Below are 23,999 nucleotides of genomic sequence, written 5' to 3'. Positions count from 1 at the left end.
CAAAAAATTAATAGTATTCTTTTCTCATAATTTTAATGTAAAAGCATACCCACAAAAATACCCAAATAGTTTCCAAGCACATAGCCGAGAGTTCCTGTCAGTAGACCGGGAATAATCAATTCAGTCCAGCCCTTTGATACAGCCATTGCAGCCGCTGTTGTAGGTCCACCCACATTTGCATTGGAAGCGATAATGATTTCTTCAATGGAAAACTTAAAGATTTTTCCAAGAATCAGAGAAACAATCATATTTGTCGCCACAACAATCAAAGCCAATACCAAAAGCAATGGTGACTCACGAATAATCATCGGTATAGAGGCAGGCGCTCCTATAACTGCAAAGAAGAGATAGATAAGGAAGGTACCTATCTCCTGCGCTCCCTTAACGGACGACATCTGCTTCGGGAAGAAGGATGCAATCAGCATGGTAAAGGTAGTAATCAGAAGATACTTATTCCCGAAGAAGCCACCAATAAATTTACTTACAACATCTCCTCCCGAAAATGCAGAACTGATTACACCCGCAAGCTTTGTGGAAAGGGTAACAATGGTAAATGCGATTGCAACCGCAAAAGCTATATCCTTTAGAGAAATCTCCTTGGCTCCCCAATACTTGGCAGCCATAGTCTTATTCTGATCCTGATCGGCGGTATTTGCTCGGAGCGCATCCTCATAGGGCTGTTTATACAGCTTCTTGATAATCGCCATAGCAGGAAGAGAAATTAACACGAATACATAAATCGCCATAAGAAGATTGTCCGCAACCAAAGCGGCGGAAACCGTCTTGCCCGGCACCTCATACTGTTGTGACATCGCAATAAAGTTTACGGAGCCTCCCGTATATGTCCCCACAAACATCGGAATAATATCATTTAATTTGGGAATTGCATTTCTTAATGCAAAGAATGCGGCGAAGCCCCCAAGTAGAGTTCCCACACTACTTAACAGATAAATCACAAGAATTCTTCCCGACTCTTTCCAGATTTTTTTGACATTGGCATTAAAAAGAAGCAGCGGAACAGCAAGTGGTACAACATAGCCCCATACCGCATCATAAACCGGTGCATCCGTTGGAATGATATTCAAATTAGCAAGAATTAAAGTGAAAAGTGTTGCCAAAATACAGCCCGTTATCTTACTCGCCCATTTGTATTTCTGCTCCAGATAAATAGACAGCGCCGCACTAAGTGCCAAAACCGTCCACAGCATCCAGGTATCTTCAGCTGAAATTAAAGTGCCCATATTTTCCTCCTTCAATTTATCTTGATTTTAAAATTGATAGTAGAATAAGGTGAATCTTTTCATTATGCATCGGAACGGGAATAACAATTTTTCATAATACTGCTCGCCTCATAAAGTACTTTGTCCAGAAGTTCAGCCGTTTCTTTTTTGCAAATGGCCGCAATCTTTTCATTGCACTCCTCCAGCAATGCCGTTATTTCCGCCTGCCCTCTCTTCCTTTTTGACACCTCCTTCTTATATTCTTCAATAAGCTGATAACACTTCGCCTGTACACTTCCTTGATATCTTTCTACATGAAAACGACTTTTTTGATAAGAAGCATCCGCCATAGCTCCAATCAAACGGTTTTGCCAGTAGAAGCTGTCCGTACTAACCTCCTTTTTGGTATTGCTAAAGTAATTTGGAATTTTTGTAACAGCTGAAAACATCGGAATTAAAGCATTGAAAACATTGGCTCCGAAAGTGAACCAAGTAATGCACTCCAAGTCCTTGCATTTTTCTTCCTTGTTTTGATGAAGAGAAAGGAAGCTTGTTCTTTCTATACCGATAGGACGAATTTGCCCAACTCGACTTAAATCTCCAAATTTTCCATAGCAATCATAGGCTGTCCCCTGGAAATGAGTAGAAAGCAGATATTTCACATCCATAGGCGTGATTTTTCTTTCCGGAACCATGGCCCAAGGAATATCATCGGAATCCGGCTTAAAGTCCGCCGACTCTCCCTCATAGCGAAAAGTATTCGGATTTAATCTTCTTAAAATATACCAGGTTCTCGGAGTATTATAGACGTGGTCCGCATCACTATGACTTCCGAATGCCGCCCTGGGATTAAAATCTCCCTCAAAATCCAGATTTAAATGATGCTCAGCCATAAATTCTCTTAAGTCTTTTGAGCAGATATGCTCCTTCTGTTTTCCAAATGCATCCTCCAAATCAAAGGAATCAATCCCTTGCTGATTTGCCATCATAACATAAGCATCATCCGGCACTTTTTTTGCAATAAAGTGATGACCCCCTATAGTTTCCAACCACCATATTTCCTTGGTATCGGAAAAAGCAACACCATTCATTTCATAGGTTCCGTACTTCTCCAAAAGCTCTCCCAGTCGAATCACACCTTCTCTGGCAGTATGAATATACGGAAGCAAGAGGCTTGTCATATCCTCCTCTCCTATTCCACCCGGAATCTCCTTTCTTCCTTCTTTATGCAAAACCACCAAAGGATCTGCCGCCTGCACTAATTCATTACTGGTAATAGTCTCCGTAGCCGAGACGGAAACATTGGCACTGTTCGTTCCCGCGCCTGCCCATATTCCTTTATCTCCCAGTGCATCCGGAAAACAAATATAGTCCAAAGCCTTTTCCGGTAGAGGAATTTCAACATGAGAAAGTACCGATTTATACTTCTTCGGAGCATTCTTCCCGGAAACTCTGAGCATTTTTTTCGGAGTATACTCTCCCGAGCCGGAATCCATATTTCTGGCAATCATAGTGGAACCATCATAGCTGGCGTTTCTCCCCACCAAAAGCGTTGTACAAGACATCACATTTCTCCTCTCATTATTTTTTATTTTAGTTTAATTTGCACAAGAATTAATGTCAATAAATCTATAAAAACCGGCAACTTTTATATAAATTATTTTCATTATAAAATTAATTAACACTTTTCTTTTTTGTTCTTTATTCTTTTCCTTCATGAAATATCTTTGCTCTTTTTTTCTGCATCTATCTCTGCTTAAGAAGAGGCAAATAATCTTGAAAAAAAGCCTTAGCTTAAGTATACTACAAAGATAGTTAAGCGATTACGCTGCTTTTTATGGCAAAATTTCATTTTATAACTCTGCCATTCAGTTTAATTATGTATAAGGGGGACTTATGGAAATCACAGGACTTCGGGATATTTTCCTTTCCAAGGAGGAATATTTAAACCAGGAGGTTTGTGTCAGCGGATGGGTAAGAAGTAATCGGGATTCCAAGAATTTCGGCTTCCTCACTATTTCTGACGGAACTTTTTTTACACCGCTTCAGGTCGTATATCATGACGAAATGGCAAACTTCGGTGAAATTGCCAAGCTCGGTGTAGGCGCTGCCGTTATCGTAAGCGGAAAGCTTATTCCCACACCTGAAGCAAAGCAGGAATTTGAACTGCAGGCTGTGGAAATTTCCGTAGAGGGGGAAACGCAGCCGGATTATCCCTTACAGAAAAAAAGGCATAGTCTGGAGTATTTGAGAACTATCCCGCACTTACGTCCCAGAACCAATACTTTTCAGGCTGTATTTCGTATCCGTTCTCAAATTGCCTATGCGATTCATTCCTTCTTTCAGGAGAGAGGCTTTGTCTACGTCCATACTCCCTTGATTACCGCATCCGATGCGGAAGGCGCGGGTGAAATGTTCGAGGTAACCACACTCCCCTTGAACGATGTCCCCATGAAGGACGGCAGAGTGGACTACAGCGAAGATTTTTTCGGGAAGAAAACCAGCCTTACCGTTTCCGGGCAGTTAAACGGAGAAGCATTTGCTCAGGCTTTTCGCGATATTTACACCTTCGGTCCAACCTTCCGTGCGGAAAAGTCCAACACCCAAAGACATGCCGCGGAATTCTGGATGATTGAGCCGGAAATGGCTTTTGCCGACCTGGATGATGTGATGTTTATTGCAGAAGACATGCTGAAGTACATTATTCAATACGTTTTGGTTAATGCACCGGAAGAATTGGAATTCTTGAATCAATTTGTTGACAAGGGTCTTTTAGAGCGTCTGCAACATATTGTAAAGTCGGACTTTGCCAGAGTAAGCTATACCGAGGCTGTAGAAATGCTTGAAAAGGTAAATGACCGTTTTGAGTATAAGGTCAAGTGGGGTTCGGATCTGCAAACAGAACATGAACGCTATTTGACGGAAGAAATCTATAAATGTCCTGTCTTTGTAACCGATTATCCCAAAGACATCAAATCTTTCTATATGAAGTTGAATGAAGACGGAAAAACGGTAGCCGCAGTGGATTGTCTGGTTCCGGGAATCGGAGAAATCATCGGTGGTTCGCAAAGAGAGGACGATTTGGATAAACTGACAAAACGGATGCAGGAGCTGAATATGAATATGGAGGATTACCAATTCTATCTTGACCTGCGTAAGTACGGCAGTACCAGACACGGAGGATTCGGTTTGGGCTTTGAAAGAGCGGTAATGTATATTACCGGAATGAGCAATATACGAGATGTGCTTCCCTTCCCGAGAACCGTTGGCAACTGCGAATTATAAAGGAAGGAACGTTCATGCGTTTTATTCATGCCTCCGATCTCCATTTGGGGATGATTCCCGATGGACAAAAATCATGGGGAAGAGAGCGGAGCAATGCCCTCCTCTCCTCTTTGGATAAAATTGTAGATTTAGCACTTAAGGAAAATGTGGATGCTTTGTTTCTTTTGGGACAAAGCTTCCATTTTTCTCCTTTAAAGGAAGATGTGGAACGAATCCGACAGAATCTCTCTCGGATTCCTTTTTGTCATGTCTTCTTTTATTCCAAACCGGACCTCTCCTACCATTTTCTGAATTCTGCGATTTTCCCGCGAAATGTACATATCCTGAAAGAAGAACAGGAACAACTTTATATTGAAGAATTAAACCTTGAAATTCTCAGCTTACAGGAAAAGGCTGACAGAAAAAAGGCATTGGAGCATTTTACCCCGGAACACAGCGGAGCGATTCCTGTTCTGCTTTGCAACGTTTCAAGGGAAGAACCTTTTCCGCAAAATCCGGAAAAGTTGCAGGCTCTTCCTTTTTCCTATGTTGCATTGGGGGGAGAAGCCGATAAACAAATTCTTTTAGCGGATAAGGTGGTTTTTTCCGGTTCACCGGAAGCCCTCAGTAAGGAGAATTTAGGGGAACACGGCGTGTTTTTGGGAAATCTCGATCCTTTGCAGAAAAAGATTGATGCTTTGCAATTTATTCGCCTTGCCGATACACAATACATTTCGCTTCATTTCCGTTTGGATACCGGTGTAGGAACCGAAATGCTCCGAAACAGACTCTCCGACGAAATCAAGAAAAGAGGGATGCAACACATTTATCGCATCAAATTCAGCGGGAAAAGAGATCCCGAAACCCATGTCGGAGAAGATTTATTGCCCCAAAACAGCCGCGTCATTGAGTGGATTGATGAAAGTGTTCCGGAATATGACTTCTATAACCTCTACCGTGAGCATAGTAACGATTTAATCGGATTTTATATTCGTTCTTACCTAAAAAAAGGAAATGAGAACTTATCCGCCAGAGAAAAAGATAGTTTGCATTACGGTATCTCTGCACTGCTTTCCGGAGGAAAAAAATGATTATTACCAGCTTGGAAATCTCGGGGTTCGGAAAATTTCATCAATTTTCATTGGATTTTTCTCCCCTCTGCAATGTAATTTACGGAGAAAATGAGGCCGGAAAATCCACCTTACATGCTTTTATTCAGGGAATGCTGTACGGTATTCCTTCTTCTCCGAGCAGGAAGGAGCAATTCTTTCGTCACCGTCCGTTCCAAAAGGAGCTGCCATTTGGCGGAAAGCTTTTCTTTTCCTATCAAAATAAGTCCTATTGTCTGAGTCGGGATTTCCTCTCCGGCGGAAATGCAGTGATTCTTCAGCTCGACACGAACACCCCCGTCTCTGATGCCGATTGCTTTCTCGAAGAGGCGCTCTCCTCTTTTTCCTCGGAAAGCTTTCATAATACGGTATTTATTCGTCAATTAAAATCCGGCACCGACCGCGAAATGGTAAAAGAATTGCAAAAGATTTTTTCCAATATGGAACATAGTGGAAATATGCACATTAATCCGGAAGCTGCCATTGCCTATCTTAGTGAAGAAGAAAAGAGAATCCAAGAGCAGATTTATTTTCAGGCGGAAAAGGAATATTCCTCTTTACTGGGAGACGTTAAAAACAGCCAAAGAGAACTTTCCGTAAAAGAGCGCGAGGAAACACCGGATCTAATTTCAGACTCTGCCTCCGAAGCCAAAGCGTTTCCGTCTTCTCAGGAAGAAAAAAATGACAAGGACTTGCTTGAAAATAAAATATCCGCAATATTGCATTTACAAAAAGAAATACAAACTTTGGAGGAGTTTGTCCACAAGGAGGGCTTCCACTCGGAAGAAGAGGTTCTGAACGAAGAAAGCACTGTAAAACAACTTCTATCCGAAAGCGAGGCATTAGACGGGCAAAAAAAGCAAGCTTTCCTTTTTCCGTTTTGCCTTCTTTTCCTGTCCGTGCTCTTCCTCTGCTACTCTTTATTGAGTTATCTGTATTTTTATACCGACTACCCTATCTCCGAGGTTTTTGCATTTCAGATTCGTTCTGTTCCCATGCTTTATCCGGCATTCTGTTTGGGTCTTTTCTTCGGAATTTTCTCTTTTACGAGCTTTGTGGAAAGAAAGAAACGTATCCAATTGGAACAAAAGCAGAATCTTTTTTTCCGGGAGATTGCAAATAAGAGAAATTTTGCCGCATACGCCGCTTTTTCAAACTCCAGTAAAGAAGAGGTGGATAAATCCGCTCCTTCCTCTCTCTTTAGCCCTTATGTATTGGATAAATATTATAGCGAAGTAAAAAATAATTTCACATTGCTTTCTGAAAAGCGAGCAAAAATTGAGGAGCTAAATACCGATATTTCCGCGTTGAAAGAAAAGGAACAGAAAGAAGAGGAAAGAAAAAAGCGTTTAGAGGAAGAAGAAAACGTGCTGGAAGAGAAATTGCGTCAAATCGGCAGTTGGCAAAACAGAGCGGAGCAAATCCGTCCAAGTCTCTATGACAACGAGAAGCTTCGTGAGAAGCTGGAAGCCATTGCCGAAGCAAAAGAAAGGATTCACGCTTTATCCGAAGAGATTTATCAAAGCTTTGCCTTTTATTTAAACAAAGAAACCGCAAAAATTCTCTCCTATATCACCGGGGAACGCTATGATTCTCTTTTTATTGACCAGAATCTGCGTATCTTTGTAAATACGAAAGAAACAATGTTACCTCTGGAGCAGGCCTCTACCGGAACAATCGATCAGCTTTATCTTTCTTTACGTTTGGCCATGGCAAAGCTCTTGCAAAAGGAACGGAAAGAATACCTTCCTTTACTCTTTGATGACAGCTTTGCCATGTATGATGAAAACCGTCTGGCTGCAGCACTTTCTTTTGTCAATAAGGCATATCCTGCTCAGATTCTTCTCTTCACCTGTCATAAAAGAGAAGCCGAAGTTTTGCAACAGCTCGATATCCCTTTTCATATGCGTTCCTTATAAAAAAGTTCCCGGTAACCCGGGAACTTTTTCATTAAACTCCATTTTTCTTTTCTTTATTTTTATCCTTGTTTTTATACTTATTTTCAGACTGATCTGTCCTTTGCAAGGTGATAGACTCTCTAAATTCACTGGGGGTCATTCCTTTGAATTTGTAGAAATTCAAATTAAAGGTCTTTATATTACTATAGCCCACAGAAACCGAAATATCCAGGATGGAATAATTCGAATCCACCAGCATCTCACTGGCCTTATTCACTCGAACAAAATTCAGCAAGGTTATAAAATTCATTTCCGTATAATATAATAGAGCTCGATTTAATTCCGAAACGCTTATCCCGTACTTCTCCGAAATCGTACTGGCCAATAAGTCATCCGCATCATAATGGTTATAGAGATAATCGGTAACTTCCAGAGCAATATTCTTATCTCCGGGACGATACACCGCCCCCTCTTTTCCATAAGCCTTTCTATATTTGTTCGGTGTCAGTCCCATTTTCTCCACAAAATGCTTGGAAAGGTGGGATGCATCGGAAAAGCCCAATATATCTGCAATTTCTTCCAAGGTTAATCCGGTATAGATCAGATAATCTGTTGCCTTTTCAATCCGTATATCATTTAAAAGCTTCGTAAAGGTTGTTCCCGTTAAATCGCTCAGCCTCTTGGACAAGGAAGATTCGGAGATATAAAAGACCTCTGCAACCTTTTCCAAAGTCAAGTGCTCGGCTGAATGAAAATAGATATAGCTTAAGATAGAATTCTGTATCCCAATATTGTTTTTTTGCTTCACAGCCTCTTCCGTCAAAGCTAAACATCGTCGATACTCTACCATGAGCTCTAATATCTTTACTACCGTATAAAGGAAAGTGAAAGGTTGCTCCGCCTGTCTCATTACTGCCGAATCCACGCCCAATTCATTTTGCAGAGAGGACATGATTCTATAAATCGTGGAAATCTGCTCTTTTTCCAGGTAAGCTACCGGATGAGACGCTAAAAAAGTAAATAAGCTTGTACTATCCACCTCCAAACCGGGAGCCACCTTCAGCATCGTATTCATAAACTGAAAGTCATAAACGATGAGGCTCAAGTGCAAAGTATCTCTAACGTCTATGATGTCCGTTACCTTCCAAGGGGTAATAGCACATAAAGTATGGGGTACAATATCATACTCCACCCCGTCAATTTTAATCTTACCGACACCCTTATTAAAATACATAAAGCGAGCAGCCTGATGCATCATGGCCTTCGTTGGCTTCTCTATCGCTTCATAATCAAAAGAACAAAGGGAAACAGGATTGATTCCCGATGTCCAGCTTTCTTGCATAATTGCCTTTTTACTCATCCATTTCTTCCTCAAAACAGTTCACATAGTTCCTTAAAGAATGCCGGAACGCCAAAGTGAAAAAGAAGGAACTTTTTTATTGTTTCTTTCCTGTTTTTGTTATTATAGCACAAATTCATTCATAGATATTATAAATAAATTTAATTTTTTTAATATAGGGTATAAAAAAAGAAGGACTTCCAAGCAGAAGTCCTTCTTATATGCTTTGCAAGGATTACTTACAAACTACTTAATAATCATCATTGCCAAAGAAAGAACAACGATATTTGCAATGCCGATTGCTACAAAGAGCTTTAGTCCCCACTTCATATAGGTCTTTAACTCTACTTTGGCAGCACCCAGACCACCCATTACAACACCGGAGGTCGGTGTGAAAAGGTTAATCAAACCGCAACCTGCAGAGAATACGGCAACCATTACGGATGCATCGAATCCAAGAGTGTTTGCCAATCCGCCCATTACCGGGATGGAGAATCCTGCCAATCCGGAAGTGGAAGGAACCAGGAAGCTGAGTACCAGGTAAATGACATAGGAAAGCGGTGCAAAGACGAATCCTGGAACACCCTTCAGAATTGCTGCAGACTTATCCAAAATCCAGAAGTCCATATGTGTTGCCTGCATCACAACCGTGATACCGCGGGCAACCGCAATAACAAGCGCTACGGAAAGAAGATCCTTTGCTCCGTCAAGATAGGTATTAATCAATTCGTTTTCAGACATCCTTGCCATAATGCCGACAAGAACAGCTGCAAAAGTAAACCAAGCTGCCAACTCCGCAAAATACCACTGTCCAAGAGGAACACCGGTTAAGAAATCGGACCAGCCAAGTGCCGCAAGATAAGCGTCTTCATTTCCGCCAAAGGTGATGTCCTGATAGGAAATCAGAGAAGCAATCATAACCGCAAAAGAAATAGCGAATACAATCAGAACGGCCTTATGCTTTCCGGTAAACTCCAAGGTCTGGCCGTCTTCCTTCATAAAATGATCCTTCATGTCCTGCTGTTCCTGTAAGGAAAGGATGGTGGATCCCTTATCCGCTTTTACTTTTTTGGCATAACTCAGTACAAAGATAATCGCGATAAGCAGTGAAGTAACCCAAAGCGCAAAGCCGAGAACCATGATGGTTGTACTGCTGTAAGGAACATTTACGCTCTGTAATGCGGAGGTTGCCGCACCGGTTGCAAAGGGGTTAATGGTGGATCCCAAAACACCACAACCTGCACCGAGGAGAACGGTCGCTACCGCAACAATGGTATCAAAGCCCGCTGCAACCAGTGCAGTGGTAATCAGGGCATAGAAGCCGATGGTCTCTTCCGCCATACCGTAGGTAGATCCGCCGATGGAGAAAAGAACCATTAAGATTACAATTAAAACTTCTTCCTTCCCGTGCATCTTCTTAACCAGATGATAAACACCCGCTTCCAGTGCACCGGTCTTCATCACTACGCCGATAAATCCGCCGATGGATACGATAAATACAATTAAGTCCGCTGCATTAACGAATCCATTGGGATAAGCCATAAAAAAGTTATTCAGCTTAGCTCCAACAACGGTAACGGTTCCACCATCCGCAACGGTCTTAACCAAATCACCGTACTTATCGGGATTTAAACCGGAAATAATATCGTTGCTAATCGGCTGTCCGTTCAAAAGAACGGAAATGATGCATAAAACTGCCAAAATGATAAATAAAATACTAAACGCTGTTAAAGATTGTTTTTTCGCTTTCACAGAAATACTATCCCCCTTCTAGTTATTTTGTAATAATAGTACCTGTTTCACCTTTCAGTGCAAGGGCTGCCTTCTGTAAAGAGGTAATAAGAGCGGTTCCTCCGTTGGTATTATTCTTTACGAATTCCATACATGACTGAACCTTCGGAAGCATACTGCCCGGTGCAAACTGCTTCTCGGCAATATACTGCTCAGCTTCTGCCAGATTCATGGTTGGAAGTTCCTTCTGGTCCGGTTTGTTATAATTGATGCAAACTCTGTCTACAGCGGTAAGGATGATCAGCATATCCGCTCCGATATCCTGCGCAAGAAGAGCACTGGAACGATCCTTATCGATTACTGCCGCTACGCCCTTTAAGCCGTCAGCGGTCTCTACTACGGGAATGCCGCCGCCGCCAACCGTAATCACGATATCGCCAGCTTTCACAAGCTGCTCAACAACCTTGAGCTCAACGATACGCTGCGGAATCGGAGATGGTACGACACGACGATAGCCGCGTCCGGCATCTTCCACAAAAGTAAATCCCTTCTCAGCGGCAATCTTGTCAGCTTCTTCCTTCGTATAGAAGCTTCCTACCGGCTTCGTCGGCTTAGCAAATCCGGGATCCTTCTCGTCTACAACAACTTGTGTGATAACGGAAGCACATTCCTTATCGATATGACGTGCCTTTAATTCCTTCTGAATTGCCTGCTGTAAATGATATCCGATATATCCCTGGGACATGGCGCCGCACTCCGGGAACGGCATATACGGTGTGTTTCCGCCCTTAGTGCTGGAAAACTCCATTGCCAGGTTAATCATTCCTACCTGCGGTCCGTTTCCATGGCCCACAATCACCTCATAACCCGCTTCAGACAAATCCACGATTGTCTTTGCGGTATGACGCACTAAATCAAGCTGCTCTTCGGGGGTATTGCCTAAGGCATTCCCCCCGAGAGCTACAACAATACGTTTTGCCATGCTCTTCTCCTACTTCAATGTAGCATACATTACAGCCTTAATAGTATGCATACGATTCTCTGCCTCGTGGAACTGTCTTGCGTGCTTGCCAAGGAATACGTCATCGGTAACTTCCATTGCCTCTAAGCCGTACTTCTGGTAGATGTCCTCTCCGACAGTGGTATTACGGTCATGGAAGGAAGGCAGGCAGTGTAAGAAAATAGCTGTCGGCTTAGCCATAGCCATAAGCTCCTTGTTTACCTGATACGGACGAAGAAGCTTGATTCTCTTCTCCCAAAGTTCTGCCGGCTCACCCATGGAAAGCCAGATATCCGTGTAAAGGACATCCGCATCCTTTGCACCGATCTTGATATCATCGGTAAGTTCAATTTCAGCTCCGGTATCCTTTGCAACCTCTCTGCACTTAGCAACGAGATCATCAGTCGGCATAAGCTCCTTCGGTCCACAAGCACAGAAGTGCATACCGAGCTTAGCACATACAACCATTAAGGAATTGGCAACATTGTTACGAGCATCGCCGAAGAAAGTTAACTTACGGCCTCTAACATCACCGAACTCTTCCTTAACGGTAAGGATATCTGCAAGCATCTGTGTCGGATGATATAAGTCGGTCAAACCGTTCCATACCGGAACACCGGAATACTTTGCAAGGTCTTCAACAACCTTCTGATCAAATCCGCGGTACTCAATACCGTCATACATACGGCCCAATACCTTCGCGGTATCTTCCAGAGACTCTTTCTTTCCCATCTGAGAAGATCCGGAATCGAGGAAAGTAACGCCCATTCCCAGGTCACGAGCACCAACTTCAAATGCACAACGAGTTCTTGTGGAGGTCTTCTCAAAAAGCAGAACAACCTGCTTTCCCTTCAAATAGCTGTGATCAACACCGTTTGCCTTTAATCTCTTGAACTCGGCAGAAAGCTCCAAGAAATATCTGATTTCATCCGGTGTGAAGTCCAACAGTGTCAAAAAGCTTCTTCCTCTAACATTAACTCCCATAGTAATTTCCCTCTCTCTCTTCTAATACAATTTTTAATCTTCACGAACAAGCGGCATAGACATACATCTGGGGCCGCCACGTCCTACACAAAGGTTCGATGCTTCAAGCTCCAGAACGTTGAAGCCGTTCTCCTTCAGATACTTGTTGGTTACATAGTTACGCTTGTAAACGATAACCGTTCCGGGAGCGATACACAGTGTGTTGGAACCGTCGTTCCACTGCTCTCTCTCTGCTGCAAGTGCATCTCCGGCACCGCAGGGGAACAAACGAACCTTCGGAAGTCCCATGAACTTTGCGAGAATATCTTCCAGCTTTCCGGTATGCTCTTCAATCTTTACATCATGCTTTGCGGCATCCTTGGTGATGGCGAAAACCTGTAAGGTTCCCATGATTCCCGGGTGGATGGTAAAGGCATCGGTATCAATCTGTGTAAATACGGTATCCAAATGCATGAAAGCACGGCTAACCGGAATATTAAATGCCAGAATGGTCTCAATCTTATTGCCTTCGTTCTCATAGAACATCTTCATAGCAAGTTCCTGAATCGCTTCAGGCTGTGTTCTCTGAGACATTCCGATGAAGAGTAATTTCTCATTTACATTCAATACGTCTCCACCCTCAATATGGAAGTAGTTGTTACGACCATAAAGATCAGGCACATTTCCTGCATAATCCGGATGATACTTGAAGATGTAATCCGCATAAATCGTCTCACGGTTTCTGGTTACGGAGAACATTCTGTTGATTACAGCACCATTTCCTACGGATGCAAACGGATCACGTGTGAAGTAAAGGTTCGGCATCGGATTAACAAGAAGGTGAGAAGCGGTTGCAATGCGGTCTACCAGGAAATTGGTATGAATCTCACCAAGCTCGGCAAAGGTGATACCGGCCATGGTCTTCAGAACCAATTCCTTCTCATCCTTAAACTTCTCTAAATAATTCTTGATAATCTTATGATATACTTCTGTGTGAACACCGGACTCGGTAATCCACTGATCCAGGAACTGCTCCTTGATTTCCGGTCGGGCCTTCAGAGTTTCTGCCATCAAATCCTCAAGGTATACAACCTCTACACCATTATCTCTTAAAATATTCGCAAAACGATCATGCTCAAGCTGTGCTTCCGCTAAATCCGGAATATCATCAAACAATAACTCTCCCAATGTATCCGGGGTTAAGTTCAATAATTCATCACCGGGCCTATGAAGTAAAACTTTTTTGAGTTTTTTAATCTCACTCGTTACATGAATGTTGGACATGATTTTCCTCCTTCTAATTCCACTGATTCCCACAACTTGAAATTGCGCGCTTAATTTAAAATTGTGAAAAATCAATCATTAACCTTGAAAAGGTTTCATTGATAATATTTCCAAATGTACATGAAAAAATACACTTAGACTTTCTCTTATTGTAATCTTATTATTTAAGAGCCATGGTAATAGAGTGCCAAATATTTTGTATTTTTTTACAAAATTTATACGAATTGAAACTATTTTCTTACTGTAAGAACAGAAAAAACCGTACTGTAGCGGACTTTACTCTGCAATTCTTTGCAAATTCATCCTCTTACGGTACGGTTTTTCGAAACTTTATTTATCCCGATTTAAAGGGTTTTATCTCCCTCTTCCAGTTTTAAGATTGTCTCGGTCAGACTTTGGGCCTTTCCTTCCTCCAAAATCTGAATCATCGCCTGTAAATCTTCAACATTCATATGTTTATTTCCGATATACTGTTCAAACTCCTTGGACAGCTTCAATGTTGTTTCCCGCTCTGCGGCTTCAAGACTGATTCTCTCCTCCGTATTTCTTTGCCATTCCGCCTTCAAGGCCTCCAAGCCCTCTCTCTCTGCATTTTCGATCTCATCACGAATAATTTCCTGACTTACCGTTTCAAAATTATGCAATGCATTCTGCTTCTGAGCGATAAAATCATTCCTTTCCTGCGTCAAACAAGCCAGTTCATCATCATACTCCGTCAAATTATAATGGCCCTCATCGGAATCTTTTCTGATTTCCCTTGCTAATGCCTTCATAGACTTCTTATTTCTTAAAATCCGTTTACGGATGGCAATACTCTGCTTTACCACCTCTCTGTATTTTCCTACCGTTCTGTTTCCGACGAAGACATACAGTCCGCCGAAAAGCAAAATATCCAGCAAATAGATTCCTGCCAAAAATAAGATTCCCTTAGATTTCAACAAAAAGAAATACAGTCCTAAGGGTAGAGCTGCGAAAATCAGAAGAAATAAGAGAATCAAAATCAACACTTCCACAAAACTGACCGGCTTATATAATACGGCAAAGAATTTACTCGCAATGAAAAGAGGTGCGCCTTCTCTTTTGCAAATCCCCTGCATTTGCCTCTTTAGCTCGATATTTTCCTGCTTCAGCGGCGCACTCTCGTCCGCAATACGCTCTTTTATTCCCTTATTTTTCGCCGCATCTCTTTCGCTTTGTGCTTTTTTAATCTTTCCGCTACTCTGACTGATTTTTTGGTCATACGACTGTTCCAGTTCTTTTTGCCTGTCTTTGATTGTCTTTTCTATTTTCTCCGTAACAGCAGCCCTGTCTTTTTCAAATGCCTGTTTCGCATCTTTTTCTTTGGCAAGAGATTCCTGTAATCTATCCTGTATTCCATGATAATTCTCTAATTCCGCCTTTGCCTGTTCTAAAAAAAGTTTAGGATTTTCTGTTTCCAGTCCCATTTTCGGCCTCCGTCTTTCTTCTCTATTCTCTCTGAAAAATCTGTCGTTCATCTTTGTATCTTTCTTTACTTATAACATACTTTCCCGACTCTTACAATGAACTCTGAAAAGCACTTTTTGTAAGAAGTTTTCTGCAATACAATTCTTTGATTATAATTTTTCAATACCTAAGATATACGGAAATTATTTTGACAAAAAAACTTTTTCAGACTAAGCTTGGAAAGCTTCCATACGGTGACACTGTCCCGTAAGGAAAAAAATGGATTTCAAGATGATTTTATACGGGGGTTTTAATGTTTCGATTAAGCGGACAAATACTGAAAAACGGAAAAGTGATGGCTTCCTGCGTCTCCAGGCAGGAAGGAGCTGAAAACAGAACCAAAAAAGTCTATACCGCACTGGAAGAAATCTGTCATCACTTTGATTTGCCGGTCCCCATCTGGCTTCCGACAAGAATTCGAGAATTTCAAACCCGTTCCAAAACAACTTTTCTTTCCGACTCCTTTATGGAGGAGATTTACTTTGACGGATTGGAAATTCAGGTGATTGAGGAATAAAAGGGACTGTAAAAATCAAAACTTTCATAGCATTAAAATGCAATCTTTTGATTTTTGCAGTCCATTTTTATAAATATTCGCTTTACATCAAGACTGAAATCTAAAAATCCAGCCCTGATATCTCATTCTCATGAAAGGCTTATAGCCTCGTTTTTATTTCTTTGCCAACTCCTTCGCGAGTTCCTCATATCCGGGCTTTCCGAGAAGCGCAAACATATTTCTCTTGTAGCTCTCTACACCGGGCTGGTTGAAAGGATTCACGCCGTTTATATAAGCGGAGACACCGCAGGCAAACTCGAAGAAGTAGAAAAGCTCTCCGAGCGTTCTCTCACACTGCTTATCAATCTGTAAGAGGAAGTTCGGTACATTTCCGTCCGTATGTGCCAGGATTGTTCCCTGCATAGCCGCCTTATTCACAAAATCCACGGTCTTTCCGGCAAGGTAGTTCATGCCGTCCGTATCGATCTCTTCTTTCTCCAGTACAAGTTCCGCTGCACTTTCCATGACCTCTAAAACCGTCTCAAAGTGCAGTCTTGCTCCCTCCTGAATAAACTGTCCCATGGAGTGCAGGTCGGTTGTAAAGTCTACGGAAGCCGGGAAAATGCCTCTCTGATCCTTTCCTTCAGACTCTCCGTAGAGCTGCTTCCACCACTCGGAAATATAATGGCAGGAAGGCTCATAGTTTACAAAAATCTCAATCTTCTTATCCTTACGAAGCATAATATTTCTTGCCGCAGCATACTGCAAGGCCGGGTTTACTTCGTAATCCTGCTCCAAAAGAGCCTTTCTCATGGAAGCGGCACCCTCCATCAGTTCACAGATATTTGCCTCGGTAACGGCAATGGGAAGAAGTCCGACAGCAGTCAGCACGGAGTATCTTCCTCCTACGTCATCGGGTACCACAAATTCTTCATAGCCCATCTCATCGGCAAGGCTCTTTAAAGCCCCTCTTGCCTTATCGGTTGTCGCGTAAATTCTCTTTGCCGCTCCCTCTTTTCCGTACTTTTCTTCCAGCATAGCCTTAAACACACGGAAGGCAATGGCCGGCTCGGTAGTGGTTCCGGACTTGGAAATGATATTTACAGAAAAATCCTTTCCCTTTAAAACCTGCTTTAAATCGGAAATATACTTGGAGGAAATATTGTTTCCCACATAGTAAATCTCCGGTGTCTTTCTCTCTTCCTTCGGAAGCTCATTGTAGAAGCTGTGATTTAAAAATTCATTGGCTGCTCTGGCTCCAAGATAGGATCCGCCGATACCGATAACCAGTAAAACATCGGAATCCTCCTGAATCTTTTTTGCGGCAGCCTGAATTCTTTTAAACTCCTCTTTATCGTAATTCTCCGGAAGGTCTACCCAGCCGAGAAAATCATTTCCGGCGCCGCTTCCCTTCAGCAAAATCTCTTTTGCCAAGAGCGTCTGTGCCTTAAAATTCGCCATTTCCTCTTCGGAAACAAACTGTCTTGCCTTCGATAAATCCAACTTCAGCATATTCTTCTCCTTTTCTAAAAACGATCCTAAGCCATCCTCTATAGAAAGAATAAAATTCCAAACAACTTCCGTTATTATAAAAACAGGTAAGAGGACACGCAAGTCTTTCTTCCCTGTTTTAGAAATCTTTTCTTAAAAATACTTTAAAATCCCAAAGCAAAAATGGATTCTAATTCAGCCCAAACTCTTCGCAAAATCTTATTCTAATTCAGCCCAAACCCTTCACAAAATCTTATTCTGATGCAGATTAAACTCTTCGCAAAAACTCCAACATAAAATCCACCGTTTTTTCTATGGCCTTTGCTTCAAATTCCTCGTACACCATGCTTGCCTCATTATTGGCCTCATCGGAAATAAAACGAAGAATCACAAAAGGAACGCCGTTCTTCGTGGCAATCTGTGCTATGGCAGCTCCCTCCATTTCGCAGCATGCGGCATCAAAGGTCTTCTTCAAATACTCCTTTGTTTCATGAGAGGATACAAAGCGGTCTCCGGTAACTACCCGTCCTATATAACTATTGTGTTCCGGATTGATTTCCTGATTTACCTCTACAGCTAGTTCCAAAAGGCGCGCATCCGCATCATATCCCACTTTCTCATCGCCCGGTACCTTCCCGAGAGGATAGTCAAAGCGAGTCACATCCACATCGTACTGCAAGGCATCTCTTGAAATCACAAGGTCCAGGATATGCACCTCCGGAGAAATCGCTCCGGCAATCCCCGTATTAAAAATGTAACTCGGGTGAAAGCGGTCAATCAAGGCCTGCGTACAAGCTGCCGCATTGCACTTCCCAACCCCTGCACGAACCAGCACCACATCCTTTCCGGAGAGTCTACCCTTATAAAAATGATAGGGGCCTTGCACAATTTCTTCCCGCTCTTCGCAGAGCTTAACCAAGTGGGCAACCTCTTCCTCCATAGCACCGATGATTCCAATCATTTTCTTTTCTCCTTCTCTATACTAAGATTTGCTGTCCAGAACAGACTGAATAACAGCCAACACATTCTTTCGGCCGTCTCTTTCTCTGGATGTTTCCATCGCTTTAATATACTTTTCCTTGTCCTCATGAAGTTTTTCAAGACAGTCCAAGAGTACCGAAGGATTCTCCTCCAGCTCTTCCTGAGGAAGAACTATGGAAAAGCCCTGTGCAGAGAAGGACTCCGCATTTAATATCTGGTCTCCTCTGGAAGCCTTTTTCGGTAGAGGAATCAGGATGTTCGGCTTTTTTAAGGCCAGAATCTCATAAATCACATTCGCTCCGGCGCGGGAAATCACAAAATCCGCCGCCTGATAGAGGTCGGCAAGCTCCTGATTCACATAAGGGAACTGCCTGTAATACGCTAAATCGGAAAGAGACTTGTCCTCATTCTTCTTCCCGCAGATATGGATGATGTCGTAGTTTTCCCCTAATTTTCTTAGATTCTCCCGAACGGCAGTGTTGATTGCCACGGAGCCCAGACTTCCGCCAATCACCATCAACACCGGCTTTTCTCCGGAGAAGCCGCAAAGCCTTAAGCCCTCTTCCCTGCTTCCCTGTAAAAGCTCTTCTCTAATCGGTGCACCGGTACAAACCGCCTTCCCCTTGGGGAGAAGAGAAACCGTTTCTTGGAAATTACAGCAGATTTTCTTCGTGAAAGGAATGGTCAGCTTGTTTGCCAGTCCGGGTGTAAAATCCGACTCATGGCAAATAATCGGGATTCCTAGGCTTGCCGCCGCGAAAATCACCGGTACCGCCACAAAGCCCCCCTTGGAAAAGACCAGATTGATATTCCATGCCTTAATCTGCTTTCTTGCCTGAAAAAATCCACTGATTACCCGAAAAGGATCTGTGAGATTCCGCAAAGAAAAATAGCGACGAAGCTTTCCTGTCGAAATCCCGAAGTAAGGGAGTCCTACCTTTTCCGCCAGTTCCTTCTCTATACCGTCCTTGGATCCCATGTAATAAATTGTATGCTTTTCTCTTAATTCCCCGAGTAAGGCAAGGTTCGCGGTCACATGTCCCGCCGTTCCTCCGCCGGTTAACAATATCTTAGCCATGAAGCTCCTTTACCATCTTTTCCTGCAAAACTTCCATTTCTCCATCAGCATATTCGGAAGGATTCCAAGAGACAATATTTCCTTCCGTCCCGAAACGCGGAATAATATGTACATGAAAGTGATGCACGGTCTGCCCGGCTACTTCGCCGTTATTCTGCACGATATTGCAACCCTTCGCCCCCGTTGCCTTCATAATCGCCTTCGCCATTCTTTTTGCCAGAGGAAAAACCTTCTGAAGCACTGCATCATCCAGACTAAAAAGATCCTCTCCGTGGCTCTTCGGTAAAATAAGAGCATGACCGGGTGTGCCCGGTGCAATATCCAAAATCACACGAAAATCCGCATCCTCATAAATCGTCTTCGCGGGAATCTCCCCGTTTGCAATCTTACAGAAAATACAATCCGCACTCATTTTTGCCTCCTTATCCTAGCTGGATTTTTACCGTTTTCAAGTAAATCTACTACAAAGACTACTGCAAATACTACTATAAAGACTACTGTAAATACTACTGTAAATACTTCTGCAAGTACTGCCCGGTATAGGACTTCGGATTCTTTGCCACTTCCTCCGGGGTGCCGGTGCAAAGCACCGTTCCGCCGCCGGCCCCCCCTTCCGGTCCCATATCAATAAGATAATCAGCACATTTAATGACATCCAAATTATGCTCAATCACCAGCACGGTATTTCCGCCGTCGGCAAGTCTTTGCAGCATTTCCACGAGCTTCCGTACATCCTCAAAATGCAGTCCCGTAGTCGGCTCATCCAAGATATACAGTGTCTTTCCGGTACCTCTTCGGCTCAGCTCCGAAGCCAGCTTGATTCGCTGCGCCTCTCCTCCGGAAAGCTCGGTACTGGGCTGTCCCAGACGGATATAGGAAAGCCCCACGTCCATCAAAGTCTGCATCTTACGACTAATGCTAGGAATATTTTCAAAAAATGTCAATGCCTCTTCTACCGTCATGTTTAAAACATCATAGATACTCTTTCCCTTGTATTTTACTTCCAGAGTTTCCCTGTTGTAGCGTTTCCCTCCGCAAACCTCACAGGGCACATAGACATCCGGCAGAAAGTGCATTTCAATCTTTACGATTCCGTCTCCGCTGCAGGCTTCACAACGACCGCCCTTTACATTGAAGGAGAACCTTCCCTTGTTATAGCCCCTTTCTTTGGCATCCTTGGAACTTGCAAAAAGGTCACGAATGAGGTCAAAGACCCCGGTATAGGTCGCCGGATTCGAACGGGGCGTCCTTCCAATCGGACTTTGATCTATATCGATTACCTTATCCAGGTACTCCGTTCCCGTGATTTTACGGAACTTACCCGGTACCAATCTCGCCTTATTTAAAGTTTTTGCGCAGTACTTGTGCACGATTTCATTTACAAGGGAGGATTTTCCGGAACCCGAAACCCCGGTCACACAGGTAAAGACCGAAAGCGGAATCTGTACATCGATATTCTTTAAATTGTTCTCCTCCGCGCCGAAAACATCCAAGGTATGGGTATGGGGTCTTCTGCTTTTCGGGAGTGGAATCTTCTTTTTCCCGCTTAGATACTGTCCCGTTATGGAAGCCGGATTTTGAATGATTTCTTCCGCCGTTCCCACGGCAACTACCTCTCCTCCGTGCTCTCCCGCACCGGGACCGATATCTACGATCATATCCGCTTCCCGCATGGTATCCTCATCATGTTCTACGACGATAACGGAGTTTCCGAGGTCACGAAGTCGTTTTAAGGTTGCAATCAGCTTATCGTTGTCCCTTTGGTGAAGACCGATGCTCGGCTCATCCAGAATATAGGCAACCCCCACAAGACCCGATCCAATCTGGGTCGCCAAACGAATTCTCTGCGACTCCCCTCCAGAAAGTGTTCCCGCGGAACGGGCAAGGCTTAAGTAATTTAAGCCGACATCCAGCATAAACCTGGATCGCGCCTTAATTTCCCGAAGAATCTGCTCCGCAATCTTCGCTTCCATAGGCTTTAAACGAATAGAATTAATCCAGTCAAAGAACTCATCCATGGAAAGCATGGTCGCTTCATGAATATTTTTCTCTCCGACAGTCACGCCTAAGGATGAGGGCTTCAGTCTCGCCCCGTGGCAGCTCGGACAGGGAGTAATGCGCATAAACTGCTCATACTCTATCTTCATTTTCTCGGAAAAACATTCCTTATAGCGGCGTTCAATGTTGGCAAGTAAGCCCTCAAACGCCACCTGATGCACTGCACCCTTCCCGTACTGCGACTGGTAATGCACTGTCACCCGCTCGCCCTTTGTGCCGTTTATGATGAGATCCTTTGCCTTTTCCGAAAGCTCCTGAAAGGGCGTATCCAAAGAAAAGCCGTACTTCTCACTCATGGCCACAAGCATGGCATGGGTGAAGCTTCCCTCATCCTTCGAGTTCATCCAGCCCAGTACAGAAATCGCACCCTCATTTAAGGAGAGGCTCTCATCCGGAATCATCAGCTTCACGTCAAATTCCATCTTATAGCCAATACCGAAGCAGGTCGGACAGGCTCCGAAAGGGTTGTTGAAGGAGAAGCTTCTCGGCTCTATTTCTTCAATGCTTGTGCCGTCAAAGGGGCAGGCAAAATTCGTAGAGAGTTGAAGCTCTTCTCCATTTAAAAAGTCTACCAAAAGAAGGCCGTTACTAAGGGAGAGCACCTGCTCAATCGAGTCCGTAAGCCTCTTTTCAATCCCCTTACGCACCACCAGACGATCCACCAAGACTTCAATCGTATGCTTTATATTTTTCTCTAAGGAAATCTCCTCTTCGAGCTCATAGAGATTCCCGTCAATTCGTACACGAACATAACCGGAACGGCGCAGGCTCTGCAGGAGCTTTTCATGCATACCCTTTTTCCCCCGTACCACCGGAGCAAAAAGCTGCATCTTTGTTCCCTCCTCCTTCTTCATAAGGAGATCCACCATCTCGTCCACGGTCTGCTTCTTAATCTCTCGTCCGCACACGGGACAATGGGGCACGCCCACTCTTGCATAGAGAAGACGCATATAATCGTAGATTTCCGTGACGGTTCCCACCGTGGAACGCGGATTTCGGTTTGTCGACTTCTGATCAATGGAAATCGCGGGAGAAAGTCCTTCTATGAGCTCTACATCCGGCTTTTCCATCTGTCCGAGGAACTGCCTCGCGTAAGAGGAAAGCGACTCCATATAACGCCTCTGCCCCTCCGCATAAATCGTATCGAAGGCAAGAGAGGACTTTCCCGAACCCGAAAGTCCGGTAAGCACCACCAGGGAATCTCTCGGAATATCCAGATTGACATGCTTTAAATTGTGCTCATTGGCACCTCGAATTTTGATCCACTTCTTTTCCAAAATTTGCCCTTTTTCCAAAATTTTCCCCTTTTCTATCTCTATTCTAATTTTTTGTATTCCACCTTATGCTTTCTCTTTCCCGAATGCCAGAATACAGAAACAAGCACTGCAAGACGGAACGAAAAGACATCTATTCATAGGAACGTTTGTTCTTTTATAAAATAGCACCGAAACTTGCTTCTGACAAGCTATCCTCTTAATTCTCTGAAAAATTTCCCCAGACGTTTCGCCACTATAGAAGCCAAAACTCCCATCACGATTCCTGCTGCCGTTCCGGCAAGTAATAGCAAGGGTAAATAGGCAAAAAGAACAGGATTTCGGAGGAGAAAGGCCGCCATCAGGATTTGTCCGATATTATGAAAAATCCCCCCCAAAAGGCTTACGGAAATGAAGGATAACTTGAAACATTGTTTCGCAAGAATCATCACAAAAAAACTCAGGAAAAATCCCGCCATGGAATAGCTTAAGGTCATCAGGTTTCCGAAGAGCATGGACAGAAGCAGCACGCGAAGAAAGCTGATGATTCCCGTCGGCAGTATACCCAACGAAAAGAGACCGATGATATTGACAATATTGGCAAGACCCAGCTTGATTCCCGGAATCGGAAAAGGCGTCGGAATCATCGATTCCAGATAACCCAGAATCATGGAAAGCGCGAGCAACATTGCGTAAGCCGTCAATTTCTTGGTGCCTTTGTCCATCTTCCTCCTCCGTAAAGAAATCATCCTCCAAAATAGCCAGCCCCTAGTGTACCACGTCTTTTCGAATAAAAAAAGGACGGCTTCTCGCCGTCCTGCTTCTTTTCTTTTAACTTGCCACTTCTTGCAATGCTGTCTCTCTCTAAAAGGAAACAATCCTGTCCACTGAAAGAAAGAAATCTATATTACAATACGGTACAAAACTAAAGAGAAAGTGAGATGATTGATGCTTTGTGTCTGTCTATCCGTGGCTGTACACAGCACTTCTCAAGTCATGTACGCAAAGCTTATCGTATCTCTTAAAGCTTTACTACATTGGTAGCCTGAGGTCCCTTAGCACCATCAACTACTTCAAACTCAACAGCCTGTCCTTCTTCTAAAGACCTGTAGCCTTCTCCGGACAAACCAGAGTAGTGTACGAATACATCCTTTCCTGTCTCATCAGAGATGAATCCGTATCCCTTTTGGTTATTAAACCACTTTACTGTACCTTTCATTACTATATCCTCCAAAAAAACGATTGTAACCGAAATTGATTACAACAAAATAAGAATAGCATACGAATTCATCATAGTCAACTAATATTCTTTTATATGCCATGCTGTTTTGGTGGATTTTCCCATATAT

The 23,999-nt window shown here is 43.3% G+C and carries 19 protein-coding genes; 4 read left to right on the top strand and 15 right to left on the bottom strand.

Features of this window, described 5'->3' with window-relative positions; translation table 11 throughout:
* Window positions 1-32 precede the first annotated feature (32 nt).
* Together HMPREF9124_RS05495 and HMPREF9124_RS05490 are read right to left on the bottom strand one after the other, a co-directional pair.
* Window positions 33-1,241, bottom strand: a complete 1,209-nt coding sequence (locus HMPREF9124_RS05495) for a DUF819 family protein (protein WP_009428154.1) — start codon at window positions 1,239-1,241, stop codon at window positions 33-35.
* 62 nt (window positions 1,242-1,303) lie between these two features.
* Entirely contained in the window at window positions 1,304-2,785 is a 1,482-nt protein-coding gene (locus HMPREF9124_RS05490) for a C69 family dipeptidase (RefSeq protein WP_009429571.1), read from the bottom strand.
* Between the two features lie 331 nt (window positions 2,786-3,116).
* Here HMPREF9124_RS05490 and asnS point away from each other — a divergent pair, with 331 nt between their 5' ends.
* Genes asnS through HMPREF9124_RS05475 form a run of 3 tightly spaced genes read left to right on the top strand, consistent with a single transcriptional unit; the run spans window position 3,117 to window position 7,512 of the window.
* Window positions 3,117-4,505, top strand: a complete 1,389-nt coding sequence (gene asnS / locus HMPREF9124_RS05485) for an asparagine--tRNA ligase (protein WP_009428659.1) — start codon at window positions 3,117-3,119, stop codon at window positions 4,503-4,505.
* A 14-nt stretch (window positions 4,506-4,519) separates the two neighbouring features.
* Entirely contained in the window at window positions 4,520-5,575 is a 1,056-nt protein-coding gene (locus HMPREF9124_RS05480; protein WP_009429785.1) for a metallophosphoesterase family protein, read from the top strand.
* Window positions 5,572-7,512, top strand: coding sequence for an ATP-binding protein (locus tag HMPREF9124_RS05475; RefSeq protein ID WP_009429290.1), 1,941 nt, complete (start codon window positions 5,572-5,574; stop codon window positions 7,510-7,512). Before HMPREF9124_RS05480 ends, HMPREF9124_RS05475 begins: the two co-directional genes overlap by 4 nt.
* Window positions 7,513-7,543: 31 nt before the next feature.
* Here HMPREF9124_RS05475 and HMPREF9124_RS05470 read toward each other — a convergent pair whose 3' ends face one another.
* The 6 genes from HMPREF9124_RS05470 to HMPREF9124_RS05445 form a co-directional block, all read right to left on the bottom strand.
* On the bottom strand, window positions 7,544-8,851 hold the full coding sequence (locus HMPREF9124_RS05470) for a helix-turn-helix domain-containing protein (protein ID WP_009428477.1): 1,308 nt from the start codon (window positions 8,849-8,851) through the stop codon (window positions 7,544-7,546).
* A gap of 225 nt (window positions 8,852-9,076) precedes the next feature.
* Complete coding sequence (locus tag HMPREF9124_RS05465) at window positions 9,077-10,582, bottom strand: YfcC family protein (RefSeq protein ID WP_009427929.1); 1,506 nt, start codon at window positions 10,580-10,582, stop codon at window positions 9,077-9,079.
* A 22-nt stretch (window positions 10,583-10,604) separates the two neighbouring features.
* Window positions 10,605-11,543 (bottom strand): carbamate kinase, encoded by a 939-nt coding sequence (gene arcC, locus HMPREF9124_RS05460; RefSeq protein ID WP_009429522.1) that lies wholly within the window; start codon window positions 11,541-11,543, stop codon window positions 10,605-10,607.
* Between the two features lie 9 nt (window positions 11,544-11,552).
* Complete coding sequence (gene argF / locus HMPREF9124_RS05455) at window positions 11,553-12,545, bottom strand: ornithine carbamoyltransferase (protein WP_009429874.1); 993 nt, start codon at window positions 12,543-12,545, stop codon at window positions 11,553-11,555.
* Between the two features lie 33 nt (window positions 12,546-12,578).
* Window positions 12,579-13,808: an arginine deiminase gene (arcA, locus tag HMPREF9124_RS05450; protein ID WP_009429667.1), complete on the bottom strand. Its 1,230-nt coding sequence runs from the start codon at window positions 13,806-13,808 to the stop codon at window positions 12,579-12,581.
* A 344-nt stretch (window positions 13,809-14,152) separates the two neighbouring features.
* Window positions 14,153-15,253: a hypothetical protein gene (locus tag HMPREF9124_RS05445; protein WP_036597656.1), complete on the bottom strand. Its 1,101-nt coding sequence runs from the start codon at window positions 15,251-15,253 to the stop codon at window positions 14,153-14,155.
* A gap of 293 nt (window positions 15,254-15,546) precedes the next feature.
* Here HMPREF9124_RS05445 and HMPREF9124_RS05440 point away from each other — a divergent pair, with 293 nt between their 5' ends.
* Window positions 15,547-15,810, top strand: a complete 264-nt coding sequence (locus HMPREF9124_RS05440) for a hypothetical protein (RefSeq protein ID WP_009429227.1) — start codon at window positions 15,547-15,549, stop codon at window positions 15,808-15,810.
* Between the two features lie 153 nt (window positions 15,811-15,963).
* Here HMPREF9124_RS05440 and HMPREF9124_RS05435 read toward each other — a convergent pair whose 3' ends face one another.
* From HMPREF9124_RS05435 to HMPREF9124_RS05405, 7 genes are all read right to left on the bottom strand, one after another.
* Entirely contained in the window at window positions 15,964-17,301 is a 1,338-nt protein-coding gene (locus tag HMPREF9124_RS05435; protein ID WP_036598011.1) for a glucose-6-phosphate isomerase, read from the bottom strand.
* Window positions 17,302-17,548: 247 nt separating this feature from the next.
* Window positions 17,549-18,241, bottom strand: a complete 693-nt coding sequence (locus HMPREF9124_RS05430) for a 5'-methylthioadenosine/adenosylhomocysteine nucleosidase (protein WP_009428624.1) — start codon at window positions 18,239-18,241, stop codon at window positions 17,549-17,551.
* A 21-nt stretch (window positions 18,242-18,262) separates the two neighbouring features.
* Complete coding sequence (locus HMPREF9124_RS05425) at window positions 18,263-19,339, bottom strand: undecaprenyldiphospho-muramoylpentapeptide beta-N-acetylglucosaminyltransferase (protein ID WP_009429331.1); 1,077 nt, start codon at window positions 19,337-19,339, stop codon at window positions 18,263-18,265.
* On the bottom strand, window positions 19,332-19,751 hold the full coding sequence (locus HMPREF9124_RS05420) for an HIT family protein (RefSeq protein WP_009429485.1): 420 nt from the start codon (window positions 19,749-19,751) through the stop codon (window positions 19,332-19,334). Before HMPREF9124_RS05420 ends, HMPREF9124_RS05425 begins: the two co-directional genes overlap by 8 nt.
* 94 nt (window positions 19,752-19,845) lie before the next feature.
* Window positions 19,846-22,692, bottom strand: a complete 2,847-nt coding sequence (uvrA, locus tag HMPREF9124_RS05415) for an excinuclease ABC subunit UvrA (protein WP_009427795.1) — start codon at window positions 22,690-22,692, stop codon at window positions 19,846-19,848.
* Between the two features lie 170 nt (window positions 22,693-22,862).
* Window positions 22,863-23,375, bottom strand: coding sequence for a Gx transporter family protein (locus tag HMPREF9124_RS05410; RefSeq protein WP_009429046.1), 513 nt, complete (start codon window positions 23,373-23,375; stop codon window positions 22,863-22,865).
* A 296-nt stretch (window positions 23,376-23,671) separates the two neighbouring features.
* A complete protein-coding gene (locus tag HMPREF9124_RS05405; protein ID WP_009536535.1) occupies window positions 23,672-23,869 on the bottom strand; it encodes a cold-shock protein in 198 nt (65 codons plus the stop codon).
* Between the last annotated feature and the right edge of the window lie 130 nt (window positions 23,870-23,999).

Source organism: Oribacterium sp. oral taxon 108 str. F0425, assembly GCF_000214455.1.
Classification (GTDB): domain Bacteria; phylum Bacillota; class Clostridia; order Lachnospirales; family Lachnospiraceae; genus Oribacterium; species Oribacterium asaccharolyticum.
The sequence above is the reverse complement of the archived record's forward strand: the minus strand, read 5'-3'. Positions and strand labels throughout refer to the sequence as shown.

What these genes read in the sequence shown, in the direction of transcription:
- HMPREF9124_RS05495 (WP_009428154.1), bottom strand. Translation starts at nt 1,241, where the DNA reads ATGGGCACTTTAATTTCAGCTGAAGATACCTGGATGCTGTGGACGGTT.
- HMPREF9124_RS05490 (WP_009429571.1), bottom strand. Translation starts at nt 2,785, where the DNA reads ATGTCTTGTACAACGCTTTTGGTGGGGAGAAACGCCAGCTATGATGGT.
- asnS (WP_009428659.1), top strand. Translation starts at nt 3,117, where the DNA reads ATGGAAATCACAGGACTTCGGGATATTTTCCTTTCCAAGGAGGAATAT.
- HMPREF9124_RS05480 (WP_009429785.1), top strand. Translation starts at nt 4,520, where the DNA reads ATGCGTTTTATTCATGCCTCCGATCTCCATTTGGGGATGATTCCCGAT.
- HMPREF9124_RS05475 (WP_009429290.1), top strand. Translation starts at nt 5,572, where the DNA reads ATGATTATTACCAGCTTGGAAATCTCGGGGTTCGGAAAATTTCATCAA.
- HMPREF9124_RS05470 (WP_009428477.1), bottom strand. Translation starts at nt 8,851, where the DNA reads ATGAGTAAAAAGGCAATTATGCAAGAAAGCTGGACATCGGGAATCAAT.
- arcC (WP_009429522.1), bottom strand. Translation starts at nt 11,543, where the DNA reads ATGGCAAAACGTATTGTTGTAGCTCTCGGGGGGAATGCCTTAGGCAAT.
- argF (WP_009429874.1), bottom strand. Translation starts at nt 12,545, where the DNA reads ATGGGAGTTAATGTTAGAGGAAGAAGCTTTTTGACACTGTTGGACTTC.
- arcA (WP_009429667.1), bottom strand. Translation starts at nt 13,808, where the DNA reads ATGTCCAACATTCATGTAACGAGTGAGATTAAAAAACTCAAAAAAGTT.
- HMPREF9124_RS05445 (WP_036597656.1), bottom strand. Translation starts at nt 15,253, where the DNA reads ATGGGACTGGAAACAGAAAATCCTAAACTTTTTTTAGAACAGGCAAAG.
- HMPREF9124_RS05440 (WP_009429227.1), top strand. Translation starts at nt 15,547, where the DNA reads ATGTTTCGATTAAGCGGACAAATACTGAAAAACGGAAAAGTGATGGCT.
- HMPREF9124_RS05435 (WP_036598011.1), bottom strand. Translation starts at nt 17,301, where the DNA reads ATGCTGAAGTTGGATTTATCGAAGGCAAGACAGTTTGTTTCCGAAGAG.
- HMPREF9124_RS05430 (WP_009428624.1), bottom strand. Translation starts at nt 18,241, where the DNA reads ATGATTGGAATCATCGGTGCTATGGAGGAAGAGGTTGCCCACTTGGTT.
- HMPREF9124_RS05425 (WP_009429331.1), bottom strand. Translation starts at nt 19,339, where the DNA reads ATGGCTAAGATATTGTTAACCGGCGGAGGAACGGCGGGACATGTGACC.
- HMPREF9124_RS05420 (WP_009429485.1), bottom strand. Translation starts at nt 19,751, where the DNA reads ATGAGTGCGGATTGTATTTTCTGTAAGATTGCAAACGGGGAGATTCCC.
- HMPREF9124_RS05410 (WP_009429046.1), bottom strand. Translation starts at nt 23,375, where the DNA reads ATGGACAAAGGCACCAAGAAATTGACGGCTTACGCAATGTTGCTCGCG.
- HMPREF9124_RS05405 (WP_009536535.1), bottom strand. Translation starts at nt 23,869, where the DNA reads ATGAAAGGTACAGTAAAGTGGTTTAATAACCAAAAGGGATACGGATTC.